The sequence below is a fragment of the Paenibacillus sp. TAF43_2 genome, assembly GCF_052113545.1.
In the GTDB taxonomy this organism is placed as follows: Bacteria; Bacillota; Bacilli; order Paenibacillales; family Paenibacillaceae; genus Pristimantibacillus.
This window is the reverse complement of sequence record NZ_JBFRDK010000177.1, coordinates 1-12,406: the sequence shown is the minus strand read 5'-3', so window position 1 is coordinate 12,406 and position 12,406 is coordinate 1. Positions and strand designations below refer to the sequence as shown.

Below are 12,406 nucleotides of genomic sequence, written 5' to 3'. Positions count from 1 at the left end.
GCGTAGCACTAATCGCAAAGGTTGTCTCAATATAGCTCCTAATCCCAACAGGACCAAAAAGCTGTACAGGTGTGATCCCGCCATCGAAAGAGCGACTGCTGAGCAAGCCAGGCAGCCCATAAATGTGATCACCGTGCAGATGTGTAATAAATATGTATTCAATCTTATTCAGTTTAAGCGATGTTCTCATAAGCTGATGCTGCGTTGCCTCTCCAGCATCGAATAACAGCAAACTGCACGTTGGCTCAGGAAGCTGCAGCGCCACGGCTGTTACATTGCGATACTTCGAAGGTCTTCCTGCCCCCGTTCCCAAAAACCACATATTCATATTATTATCCACCTCACTCTCAGCCCTGCGGCCTCGACTTCTGGAATTGAAACGAAGAGCCCTCTTAAGCTCGTCATTACGAACGCTCAAGGGCTCTTTGTTATTATACGCTATAGTTTCTCAACATTAAAATATTGTGCTTCTGGATGAGCGAATACCATTGCAGATACGGATGCCTCTGGCTCCATCATGCAGCCTTCAGTCAATTCGACGCCAATATCTTGGGGTCTCATTAAATCGAACAATGGCTCCTGATCCTCAAGGTTTGGACATGCCGGGTATCCGAACGATACACGAATGCCTTGATAACGAGCGCCATGACGCTGCTTCATCGTCATCTCCGCAGGATCTGGATAACCACAGATATCACGCATAATATGGTGGACACGCTCTGCCATTCCTTCTGCAACCTCAAGAGCTACGGACTGAAGTGCATGCGAGCGCAAATAATCGCCGTTATCCTTCCATTCATTCGCAATTTCACGAATGCCGTGTCCAGCGGTTACGACTAGGAAACCAACATAATCCATAACGCCGCTATCCACTGATTTCAAGAAGTCAGATAAGCATAGGTAAGGCTCCACCTGTTGACGTGGGAATGTAAACCGCTTAATTTCCTGACGCGGGTCCACTGGGTTGTAAATAATTATATCATTGCCTGAGGACTGCGCTGGGAAGAAACGGTACATACCATGGGTTTTTATAATGCCATCGGTCGTTCCTTTTTGCAATATTTCATCAACAGTTGCTTTAAGCTGCACTGCTTTTTCATTGCCATCCTTCAATAATTGATCAACATTGCCTTTTAGTCCGAGGTGATGACCAAGCAGCATCTGCATGTTGACATAAGGTATGACATGAGGAAGCGGTACATCACGCAGAATATGGCGATCCAAATCCGGCGGCGTAAATACAGGCGCATCCGGTGAGATTTTGGAACGAACAGCCCGCGTCAATTGCGGCAATGGTTTCTTCTCTTCTTCGTATACTCCGCCAGACGCTTTAAAAGCGGCCATTTCATCTTCAAGCCGTGATCGATGTTCAGGGTCCATCAGCTTGTTGGCGATATCAAGACCGTCCATTGCGTCCTTTGCGTAAAGAACAAGTCCATCATATTCCGGGCCAATTCTCGTTTTCGTAAATTTACGTGTAAGCGCCGCGCCGCCAACAAGAATCGGTGCATCAATGCCTGCTGTACGCAAATCCTGCGCTGTAATAACCATTTGCTGTGCGGATTTTACGAGCAAACCAGACAAACCGATAGCATCGGCCTTCTCATTGCGATAAGCTTCAATTAATTGCTCCGGCGGTACCTTAATGCCTAAATTTATAATTTTGTAACCGTTGTTTGATAAAATAATTTCGACTAGGTTTTTTCCGATGTCATGAACATCGCCTTTTACGGTAGCCAAAATAATTTTACCTTTGACGGAGGATTCATTTTTTTCCATAAATGATTCAAGGTAAGTTACCGAAGCTTTCATTACCTCAGCGCTTTGAAGCACCTCTGCAACGATGAGCTCATTGCCATTGAACAAACGGCCAACTTCCTCCATCCCGCGCATTAGCGGCCCGTTGATGACTTCCATCGCCGTATATTTCTTCAGCGCCTCATCCAGATCCGGGATAAGCCCCTCTTTTGTACCTTCGACTACGTATGAGCCTAAACGTTCCTCAAGCGAGAGATTCGAAATTTTTTCTTTCTTCTCTACCTTCTTGTCACGGAATGCGGCAACGAACGCAGCAAGCGTCTCGTCCGTCGTGTTATAAATTAGCTCTTCAGCCAGTTGACGCTCTTCATCAGGGATCGATGCATAACGCTCCAGCTTCTCTGTATTAACAATGGCGTAGTCTAGCCCTGCTTTTGTCGCATGGTACAAGTACACCGAGTTGAGTACTTCCCTACCTGAATCTGGCAAACCGAAGGAAATGTTGCTCAGACCCAAGATCGTTTTGGCACGCGGGAACTTCTCCTTGATCATCCGAATTCCTTCCAGCGTCTCAACAGCTGAACCGATATATTGCGGATCACCCGAGCCAACAGGGAACATATTTGGATCAAAAATAATATCTTCCGGATTCATCTTATATTTCTGAGTTAGAAGATTGTAGGAACGTTCCGCAACTTCCATCTTCGCTTCACGCGTTACCGCTTGGCCGCGTTCATCGATTAGAATCATAACAACTGCTGCTCCATAACGATGGATTAATGGCAAAATCTTCTCAAACTTGGATTCTCCATCCTCCAAGTTAATGGAGTTAATAATCGCTTTACCTTGCGAATATTTCAGACCCAGCTCAATAATATGATCATAAGTAGAATCCAGCATAAGCGGTGCTTTTATTTTCTTTACGACTTGCGGCAAAAATTGATGTACCGCATACGCTTCATCAATATCGGTATCCTGCAGGTTGATGTCGATGACATGGGCGCCGCCCTTCACCTGTGCACGTGCAATTTCAGAAGCCTCATCAAACTTCTCTTCCTTAAGTAGACGTTTAAACTTCCGCGAACCGGATATGTTTGTTCGTTCCCCGATCATGATCGGGCGGTTTTCCGGTTCAATAAATACCGTCTCAATACCTGAAACCGCATCTGGATGCTCGCCCATCTTCGTGCGCGGAGCAAACTTCGCCATGGTTTCAGCCATTACTCGTATATGGTCAGGAGTTGTTCCGCAGCAGCCTCCGGCAATATTCAACCAGCCCTGTTCAGCGAATGCTGACATTTTCTTAGCCAGCGACTCTGGTGATTCGTGGTAATGCCCGTTCTCATCCGGCAAGCCTGCATTTGGATAACAGCTAATTGCAGCGTTTGCGATTTCACTCAGTGTCCGCAGGTGATCCCGCATAAACTCAGGGCCTGTCGCACAGTTGAGTCCGATGGAAATCGGCTTCAAATGCTCTAACGAAATGTAGAACGATTCGATGGTTTGACCAGCGAGCGTCGTTCCCATCGGCTCAATCGTACCCGAAATCATAATCGGCAGCTCTTTGCCAAGTTTGTCAAAGGCGTTGCGAATACCGATGCTGCCTGCTTTGACATTAAGCGTATCCTGTGAGGTTTCAAGCAATAATGCATCCACATCAGCTTCGATTAAAGCAAGCGCTTGCTCATAATAGCTCTCGACGAGCTCATCGAAAGTTACCCCTCCGGTTACGGACAAGGTTTTCGTCGTTGGTCCAAGCGCGCCAGCAACGTAACGAGGCTTGTCTGGCGTGCTGTACTTATCACATGCATCACGCGCTAATTTTGCAGCTGCTAGATTGATCTCTCTCGCTTTTTCAGGAATATCATAATCATCGAGTACAACGCTCGTCGCACCAAATGTATTGGTTTCCAAAATATCTGCGCCAGCCTCAAGGTACTGCTCATGAATAGACTGTATAACGTCAGGACGTGTCAGTACGAGTATTTCATTACAACCGTCCAGTTCCGCTCCACCAAAATCATCTTCAGTTAATCCAGCTTGTTGAATCATCGTGCCCATCGCGCCGTCCAAAATAAGTATGCGCTCCTGAAGCATTTGTTGTATGGTCGGTTTTGACAAAATACTACACCCTTCCCAAAAATCATTAACACATAGTTTATCAGAATACCTGTGTGGTGAAAAGGTAATCCATCGACAATCCATTTGATTTGTTTTATAATCATTATATCATTTAATCTCTATAGGAAAAGAGGGAATGTTCATGGCTGAAATTAGAATTCGCAATACTGAAGAACGGATTCAAGGGGAAGAGGCTGTTCGTGCATTTCTAGAACAGCAAGAGGTGCTTTACGAGCATTGGAATCCAAGCAAGCTAGCAGAAGATTTACAGCAAAAATTCGTTCTCTCCGATGAAGAGAAACAGCAAATTTTAGCGACATATGACGAAGAAATTAAAGATTTGGCACAGCGTCGTGGATATCAAACTTGGGATATTATCGCTTTGTCCGATGCTACGCCTAACTTAGACGAGCTGCTCAAAAAGTTTGAAAATGTACACACGCATACAGAAGATGAAGTTCGTGCGATTACAGCAGGGCGCGGCATCTTTATTATAAAAGGTACTGATGATGTTGGTTATTTCGACGTTGAGCTTGAAGCTGGCGATGTCATTTCCGTTCCGGAATACAAACCACATTTCTTCACGCTAATGGATAACCGCCAAATCGTAGCCGTTCGTCTCTTCATTGAAACAGAAGGCTGGATCGCTCATCCGTTTGCTGACGACAAGTTCGCTGCTAATCAGGCCTAATATTAAATCAAAAATAATGCAAGCCCCTCTTCAGCAGCACAAGCTGTCCGCGAGGGGCTTTTTTGTTGCAAGGTTAAACTTCAAGCAAAGGAARAAGCTCTTCCAAATGTTTAATTTCATATGATGGGACAATCTCGTCATTGCGAACAACGCCGTGACGGTTAATCCAAACTGATGTCATACCAATCGTATTTGCACCAAGAATATCCGTTGTCAGCTTATCTCCAACCATGATCCCATGATCCGTCTCTACGCCAAGACGCTCAAGCGCATGCTTGAATATCGATGCAGCCGGCTTTCCTTCTCCAAATTCACCCGAAATTATAATATGATCGAAGTATGGCACTAGTTCCGGTACGCCTGCAAGCTTCTCACGCTGTAAATCAGGTGAGCCGTTTGTAAGCAAAAGCAGCTTGTATTTTCCTTTGAGCGCGTCTAGTACGCGGAATGTTTCTTCATATACGATAGGACGCAAGCGGCGCTCAGCCGGGAATTGCTCAGCCAGTTTCGCACCTAGCTCCTCGTTATCAACGCCAAGTGCTTTCAAGCCTTGTGTCCAAGCTGCTTTCCGATAACCCGGAGCAAGTGACTCAAGCTTGCGGAATTCCTCCTGTTCACCTTCAAGAAACGGTGCCCAGAGTCCTTCGAAAGGATTGATCCCGATCATCTTGGTGAACGAGAACGTTTCATAGGATTCGTAGAGAGCTCTTGCCTCACGGCGAACGGATTCTTCAAGCTCGCTCGGATCAACTCCGCATTCTGCTGCTGCCGCTTGGCATGTAGCTTCAAAAGCTTCCTTAACGCTGCGGTCATCCCACAGCAATGTGTCATCCAGATCAAATAATACTGCTTGTTTAGCCATCGTTGTTCGAACTCTCCTGCCTATTTATTTTTGCTGAAAAGCGATTCCATTAGCATTTGCAAATAATTTCAGCTTCTCTCCAATTTCATCGGTTGGAAAACGGTTCGTCAATTTAGAGAACACCCAGTTTCCGCCTTTTTGCATCTCCACGACCACATAACCTTTTTGCACGCTGAAGCCTTTGATCGATGCTGCTGGAATACGCTTGTCTCCCGTTAGACGACGTGATTGAATGTAGTCTTTGCCGATCGTAATATACGGTCTGCGGAAAAAGAACAAAGCCGCGAGCAAAATGTAGCATCCTACCGTAATCCAAAACATCGTATCCATTTTAAATGTAGAGGAGCTGGACATCAAAATAACGTACATCCCGATAAACAAAATCAAAAGAATTGGCGCAATAAAATTGCGGCCAACGATTTTTTCTGATTTTTCTGCATTAAAAACGATTTGACCATTTCCTTGCTTCTTGCGCTGCTTATTTACGACATTCATATTTTTGCGCACTTTGCGCTCCCAGGAACGTGACAAACAAATTCTCCTCCTAATTAAATACCTTATTCAAACGGTCTGCGAAACTTTTCTATAAAACGATTAGGGTAATCTTCCGGAAGCGCGCTTATTTGCTCCAAACGGTTCCAAACCTCGCTAGGCATTTCCCAGCCGATGGCGCCAATATTATCTTCAAATTGCTCCAGCTTGCTCGCACCAAAAATCGGTGAAGTAATGCCTTCTCGCTGAATGAGCCATCTTAAAGCTACCTGTGCAGGTGATTTATCCAGCTCTTTCGCTGCTTCCAGCAATGCGTCGAGAATTTCAAAATTTTTATCATTAGACCGCAGATTCCACGCGCTCTCGCCTACTTTGGAAGTTAGACGCCCTTCCTTTGGCTCTTCCCTTGTATAGCGTCCAGTTAGAAAACCGCCGCCAATCGGGGCCCAAGGAATAATTCCGACTTTCTCCTCTAAACAAAGCGACAGCATTTCACGATCCATCTGTCTGCTCACTAAGCTGTATTGAGGCTGAATCGATACAAAACGCACATATCTGCTAGCATCGCTATACGCTAGTGATTTCATCAGCTGCCAAGCAAAAAAATTGGAACATCCTATGTAACGAACTTTACCGGAAGTAACGAGGTCATCCAGTGTGCGCAGCGTTTCCTCTATCGGAGTCGCATGATCCCATACATGCACTTGATACAGATCGATATAATCAGTCTGTAGCCGCTTAAGACTAGCTTCTACACCGTCCATAATATGTTTGCGAGACAAGCCTACTCCGTTAATATTGCTCGATGTTGTCATTCGCACTTTTGTAGCAAGAACGATGTCAGATCGTTTGTTTTTGATCGCTTTGCCGACGATTTCCTCGGAACGACCGCTCACATAAACGTCGGCCGTATCGAGAAAATTGCCTCCACGATCAACAAAACGATCGATCATCTCGATCGAATCTTCCTCACTTGTCGTATTGCCGAATGTCATGGTGCCTAAACAAAGCTCAGAAACAGCTAGTCCACTTTTGCCTAATAGTTTGAAATTCATCTAATCACCCCATCTTGGATATTAAATGATTACACAGTACATTCATTAGTGCTTAACATTATCTTTGTCATCAACGATTTCGATTTTATCTAGCTGTTGACGGAAATTGCTTTTGAAAACAGTCAAGTATTGCTTGCGAAGCTCTTCTCTCTCAACCGTTTCCTCATCGGATAAACCTTCCGATTTATTTTTACGAGCCAGCTCGTTAATACGTTCTATAATTTTATCGAATTCCATTACTTGCTCTACTCCTCTCATGATGAAAAAAACTCTACTCTCTACTTTTACATTTCCACCAATCAGTTGTCAAGGCAACAGAGCTCRTCTCGAATAAAGTAACGACAGACAGCAGCATTCGTTATTGCAAAACAACTTGATCGCCTGGCTTCAATCCTTCAAGCACTTCTGTTTGTTCTGGCGTTTCGAGGCCAATCTTTATTTCCTTACGCTCATATTGACCATTGCCTGTATCGAGCATCACGAAATGTTTATCTTTCTCGCGAATAATCGCAATCGATGGCACTGATATTGCATTTTCTTTGCGTTCAGTTTCAATAGCACCGCTGAGGCTAAGGCCGGCAATCAAATACTCGTTAGGCTCAAGCACGATTACGACTTCAAATTGTGCGGCTTGATTTAAATTGTTTTGATCCGTTCCCGTTTTTGCAAACTTAGAAACTTTAAGCACTTTGCCTGAAAGATTCAGCTCTTTCATCGCATTCATCTTCACCTTGACCGGCATGCCCGCTTTAATTCGAAACACATCCTGTTCGCCCACTAAGGCGATAAATTGCAATTTGTTCAAGTCAACGACTTTGCCGATATAGTCATTGACGGTCAATGCCCGTGGCCGTTTGTTAGGATTATCGAATAAAAAGATTCCCGTTGCTGGTGAACGAAAGCTGGATTCATTAAGCATTTTTTTCTTTTGCTGCAGCTCCTTAGCTTGAATGCTCGCTGTTACTTCATTAACATCCTTGGATAAACGTGTGATTTCTCTTTCAACGAGCACTTTTTTTCGCGCCTCTTCCGTTGACTCCATTGCCGCTGATTCGTCATTCAATTGATTGAGGTAATCGTTTAACTCAGCCTCAAGCTTGCCTTTTCGCAGAACTGCCTCCATTTGTAAAATATCGTTTTGTACTGCCGTCTGATCCAGGTTAAACAATATATCACCCTTTTTCACCTGCTGCCCGTCTTCTACCGCCCACTGTTTAACCTCGGAGCCATAAGGTGCATAGATGAGTGTTTCCTGCTCATACAATGACTTTCCCTTTACTTCAACCGTATTAACTATCGTTTCGTTCGTCACTTGGAATGTAATTGGCTGAGAATCAGAAACGAATTCTGTTTGCCTAGGAGGATTGCCTATCTTGTATAGTCCAAAACTTATCCCAATAATAATAATACCGATTATTCCCCACTTTATTTTTCTTTTCATATGTAAGCTCCTTCTTCAACCATAAATTAATCGCGTCTAATCGCTGTTAAAGCATCCGTACGTGAAGCGCTTATTGCTGGATAAATACCCGATAGTATACCTGTTGCAAGCGCAAAAGCCATCCCTATTGGAATCGTTATAAATGGAATGAAAATAATGACAGAGTCCGTCTCGCCGGATAAGTTATAAATGAGGGCATTTATACCCCATACAATCCAATAGGAGAAAAGTACACCTAACAATCCACCAAGCAATCCGAGCAGTGCTGCCTCAATGATGAACATGTTGCGGATTTGAGCCAAATTCGCACCAAGCACCTTCATAATCCCAATTTGTCTACGTCTTTGATAGGTAGACATCGTCATCGCTACTACGATCGATATCGAAGCTATGATTAGAATAAACACACCAATACCAAGTGCCGCAGCTTTAATGATTTTAAATTCATTTGCGAGCTGTTCCTTCTGCTGTAGATTTGTTCGCGTAGTAACGACTAGTTTCTGCAGCTGCTTCTCTACTTGTTCAATCTTTGCTTGGTTATCTACTTTTACAATAATAGAGTTATAAGCTTCCTGCTCATCACTCCCTAGCTTCAACTCTTTCTTCAGGAGCTCCGCTGTCTCTAATGAGACATAACCTTTTTTGTCATACATCGACTGCTCATCACTGACCCCTGCTGGCTTCTTGAGCACGCCTATTACACGAAGAGGTCCGCTCAACACGACTTGGCCATCAGGTGAATAGGAGCGAAGCTGTATTTGCTTCTGATATAAAGCCCCTGGCACACGATTTAACTTCTCAAATTGCTGATAAACCGTTTCATCATAGGGATTGGCATCGATTTGCTCTCGAATTTTACGTTTCGACTCTTCATCAATAAATCCCATTGTCGCTCCATAGTTAAGAACGATGGTACCTAATACATTCGTTGCTTCTCCTTGATTGATGTCATTTCCAAAAGCGGAAAGCATCTCAATATCTGTACCTATAATTTCAGTTTGAATTTGTGAAGTAAGACCATCTAACGTCATCGTCTCCATATAGTTAAGCTGTTGATATGGTGATGCCGCTTTGACATGTTCGATTTGTCTCATGATGTCAAGCTTTTGCTTAGTTAACTTGCCTTTCTGCAAAGAATCTTCATCAGCTGTGGATGCTCCGCCGCCAGCGTATGCTCCTGTACTCGCTGTTACCGTTATTTCATCCATCTTCAAGTAACTATTCATTTGTTTCTCAATGTAAACTTGAGCAGATTCACCGATACTAAGTGCAATTATAATTGCAGCACATCCAATAGAAATACCCGCAGCGCATAATGCCGTAACTACCTTCCTGCGCCTTACCTGATCCCATGATAATCTTGTAATATCACTAATTCTCAATTTGAATTCCCCCCGCAAGCATACTTTCTCGTGCGGCTTCCTGATCCGTTACGAGATAACCATCTCGCAGCGTGATAATTTTTTCTGTTTGTGCTGCTACCTCACGTTCATGGGTTACGATAATAAATGTAGTATCCATCGTTTTATTCAACTGCTTCAAAATCATAATAATTTCTTCCTCTGTTTTGGTATCCAAATTACCGGTAGGCTCGTCCGCAAAAATAACCGATGGCTCTGTTATCAATGATCTTGCAATACTGACACGCTGTTGTTGTCCTCCCGAGAGCTGAGATGGGAATAATTCTGCTTTATCAGGAATTCCTACCTGCTCTAATAACGAAAGAGCTTTTTTCTTCCGTATTGAAGGATGCATCGATTGAAATACTAGCGGAAGCTCCACATTTTCCCTAACCGTCAAGTTGGCTATCAACTCATACGCTTGAAAAATAAATCCGATATGCTTCCGTCTAAACTCTGCCAATCGGTTTTCATTCATCGTTACAATATTATGGTCCGCAATAAAGATTTGGCCTTCTGTAGGCTTCATTAAGCCAGCCATTAAGTTCAGTAATGTAGATTTACCGGAACCGGAGCTCCCTAACAACGCAATCATTTCTCCCTTATGTACGTGAAAGCTTATTTTCTGCAGTACAGTGGTCGTTTCATGCCCATTCATAAATGAGTGGGATAACTCTTCAACTCGTAACAAAATAGCATCTCCTTTCAGTCCCCTTTAATAGACGGCAAAACCAAGGGTAAACCCTGCAGTAAACATAAAAAAACTTTCTAAAGAAGTAGATTGGCCTGCATCTACTTTAAATAGAAAGTAATTTTTTGTATGAACTATTGAATTGTAATGGAAAATCAAGCTAAATGCTAGGAATAATTAACTTCTGTCCTGGCTTTATAACTGTTGATTGCAGATCATTCCGATCTTTAATCAAATATACGATATATCTGATATCATGGCTGCCATCTGAAACTTGTTTTGCAATATTCCAAAGTGTATCGCCTGATTGCACCCTAATAATTTGTTCTTCCGCGGAAGCGGCTTCCGGAGTATTACTCGAAGCGTATGTCCCCATAAGTAGGAAGCTCGTAAACAATAAGAAAAACACAGCAGTGCAAACGACGAGCTTAACAGTATGACGCTTTATGAAATGCTTAATCAAGCGGTTGACCTTTGTTGCTTTGTTCGTATCTTGTTTATGAATGGTTCTATAAAAACTTGGACTGGTTATCATTTATCAACACCCCAAACGTTTGTTCTGTTTTTAGATTACACGAACAAACGTTTGGTGTCAACGAAAAAAATACGAACCTCTGTACTTAAGAACTTATGTTTGTACGAACTCGAGTTCTATGTTATAATTTTTTGCAAACCTACTAATGGAGTGATTGCAGTGTCGAAGATTTCTAACCGACAACATTCAATTCTTGAATTTATTAAGAATGAAGTTCGGGAGAAAGGCTATCCACCCTCCGTTCGAGAAATCGGCGAAGCTGTTGGATTGTTGTCCAGTTCAACCGTTCACGGTCATTTGGACCGTCTAGAGAAAAAAGGTTTAATACGCCGAGATCCTACTAAACCGCGTGCTATTGAAATTTTGGATCAAGAAAGCTCTGATGGCATTATCCCGCTTTCCGTTGCTAGAGTACCTATTGTTGGTAAAGTTACCGCTGGTGTGCCGATTACTGCTACAGAAAATATTGAAGAATATTTCCCGCTTCCTTCTCATTTTGTTGGTGACAGCAGTGTTTTTATATTGAATGTCATGGGCGAGAGTATGATTGAAGCAGGTATTCATGACGGGGATTATGTTATCGTTCGTCAACAGCAAACGGCAAACAATGGTGAGATCGTCGTTGCAATGACTGAGGACGACGAAGCAACAGTCAAAACATTTTACAAAGAGAAAAATCATATTCGTTTGCAGCCGGAAAATTCCACAATGCAGCCTATATTACTTCAAAATGTAACGATTCTAGGTAAAGTCATTGGACTTTTCCGTGATATTCATTAATACCAACTAATATGTACATAAAGAAAAGGCTGAATCAACGACGTTGATTCAGCCTTTTCTTTGACTATTATGTTAACGATCTTGCTTAAAGGTTTGGTATCGTCTGCCATTCTCAAGCCTTTCAACAAAATTCTAACTTTTTAGCGCTCCAATGACATGGGTCCAAAATTGTTGTGCGGGAACATTACGTTCAAGCTGATACAGCTCCCACTCTCCACTATGCTTTTGTATAACTAGCTAAGCTGCTTGTTTGCCAACACCAGATCTTCTATATTTTCACATAATAAAAAAATGTGCAAGTAAATTATAGTGTCTGTCATATTCAGTCACTTTTTTGTTTATTGCAAAGCCAGCGATCTCATCGTTCACAGTTACGAAATCATGAATTAATCAGCTAATGACAAACACCCAATCACTATGAATTTATCACGCATAACATACTGTGTATTCAACTCGTAAGGAGGTGCATTGAAAAATGTCCGGTTACGTGGGTGGAGCTTTCTCAAGCTTAGGAATCATCTTAGTATTATTCATTCTACTGGTGATCATTGCTTGCAGTTGCGGCGGCTTTGGCTTCGGA

General features: G+C 43.0%; 12 protein-coding genes. 2 read left to right on the top strand and 10 right to left on the bottom strand.

Annotated features, from left to right (window positions below; translation table 11 throughout):
- Together AB4Z17_RS27045 and metH are read right to left on the bottom strand one after the other, a co-directional pair.
- Window positions 1–328: MBL fold metallo-hydrolase (locus tag AB4Z17_RS27045; protein WP_441963233.1), on the bottom strand; the 328-nt coding region annotated here is incomplete at its 3' end.
- A gap of 110 nt (window positions 329–438) precedes the next feature.
- Window positions 439–3,879: a methionine synthase gene (gene metH / locus AB4Z17_RS27040; RefSeq protein WP_441963232.1), complete on the bottom strand. Its 3,441-nt coding sequence runs from the start codon at window positions 3,877–3,879 to the stop codon at window positions 439–441.
- Between the two features lie 142 nt (window positions 3,880–4,021).
- Between metH and AB4Z17_RS27035 the strand changes: the two genes are divergently transcribed.
- Complete coding sequence (locus AB4Z17_RS27035) at window positions 4,022–4,570, top strand: 1,2-dihydroxy-3-keto-5-methylthiopentene dioxygenase (protein WP_076265816.1); 549 nt, start codon at window positions 4,022–4,024, stop codon at window positions 4,568–4,570.
- Window positions 4,571–4,643: 73 nt separating this feature from the next.
- On the opposite strand, the gene AB4Z17_RS27030 is transcribed toward AB4Z17_RS27035, so the two are convergent.
- The 8 genes from AB4Z17_RS27030 to yneA form a co-directional block, all read right to left on the bottom strand.
- Window positions 4,644–5,432, bottom strand: a complete 789-nt coding sequence (locus tag AB4Z17_RS27030; RefSeq protein WP_441963230.1) for an HAD family hydrolase — start codon at window positions 5,430–5,432, stop codon at window positions 4,644–4,646.
- Window positions 5,433–5,456: 24 nt separating this feature from the next.
- The gene (locus AB4Z17_RS27025; RefSeq protein ID WP_441907522.1) at window positions 5,457–5,963 is read right to left on the bottom strand and encodes a hypothetical protein; all 507 of its coding nucleotides are present in this window, start codon (window positions 5,961–5,963) and stop codon (window positions 5,457–5,459) included.
- A 26-nt stretch (window positions 5,964–5,989) separates the two neighbouring features.
- Entirely contained in the window at window positions 5,990–6,979 is a 990-nt protein-coding gene (locus AB4Z17_RS27020) for an aldo/keto reductase (RefSeq protein WP_441963228.1), read from the bottom strand.
- A 45-nt stretch (window positions 6,980–7,024) separates the two neighbouring features.
- Window positions 7,025–7,216: a DUF896 domain-containing protein gene (locus AB4Z17_RS27015; protein WP_076265812.1), complete on the bottom strand. Its 192-nt coding sequence runs from the start codon at window positions 7,214–7,216 to the stop codon at window positions 7,025–7,027.
- A gap of 121 nt (window positions 7,217–7,337) precedes the next feature.
- Complete coding sequence (locus AB4Z17_RS27010) at window positions 7,338–8,420, bottom strand: efflux RND transporter periplasmic adaptor subunit (protein ID WP_441963227.1); 1,083 nt, start codon at window positions 8,418–8,420, stop codon at window positions 7,338–7,340.
- 26 nt (window positions 8,421–8,446) lie between these two features.
- Window positions 8,447–9,802: an ABC transporter permease gene (locus AB4Z17_RS27005; protein WP_441963225.1), complete on the bottom strand. Its 1,356-nt coding sequence runs from the start codon at window positions 9,800–9,802 to the stop codon at window positions 8,447–8,449.
- On the bottom strand, window positions 9,792–10,511 hold the full coding sequence (locus tag AB4Z17_RS27000; RefSeq protein WP_076265809.1) for an ABC transporter ATP-binding protein: 720 nt from the start codon (window positions 10,509–10,511) through the stop codon (window positions 9,792–9,794). Before AB4Z17_RS27000 ends, AB4Z17_RS27005 begins: the two co-directional genes overlap by 11 nt.
- Before the next feature lie 160 nt (window positions 10,512–10,671).
- Window positions 10,672–11,046 (bottom strand): cell division suppressor protein YneA, encoded by a 375-nt coding sequence (yneA, locus tag AB4Z17_RS26995; protein ID WP_441907519.1) that lies wholly within the window; start codon window positions 11,044–11,046, stop codon window positions 10,672–10,674.
- 159 nt (window positions 11,047–11,205) lie between these two features.
- Between yneA and lexA the strand changes: the two genes are divergently transcribed.
- Window positions 11,206–11,826 (top strand): transcriptional repressor LexA, encoded by a 621-nt coding sequence (gene lexA, locus AB4Z17_RS26990; protein WP_441907518.1) that lies wholly within the window; start codon window positions 11,206–11,208, stop codon window positions 11,824–11,826.
- The last annotated feature ends 580 nt before the right edge of the window (window positions 11,827–12,406 follow it).

Excerpts from the sequence above, each read along its gene's own strand:
- yneA (WP_441907519.1), bottom strand. The coding sequence starts at position 11,046 with ATGATAACCAGTCCAAGTTTTTATAGAACCATTCATAAACAAGATACG.
- AB4Z17_RS27035 (WP_076265816.1), top strand. The coding sequence starts at position 4,022 with ATGGCTGAAATTAGAATTCGCAATACTGAAGAACGGATTCAAGGGGAA.
- AB4Z17_RS27010 (WP_441963227.1), bottom strand. The coding sequence starts at position 8,420 with ATGAAAAGAAAAATAAAGTGGGGAATAATCGGTATTATTATTATTGGG.
- AB4Z17_RS27020 (WP_441963228.1), bottom strand. The coding sequence starts at position 6,979 with ATGAATTTCAAACTATTAGGCAAAAGTGGACTAGCTGTTTCTGAGCTT.
- AB4Z17_RS27015 (WP_076265812.1), bottom strand. The coding sequence starts at position 7,216 with ATGGAATTCGATAAAATTATAGAACGTATTAACGAGCTGGCTCGTAAA.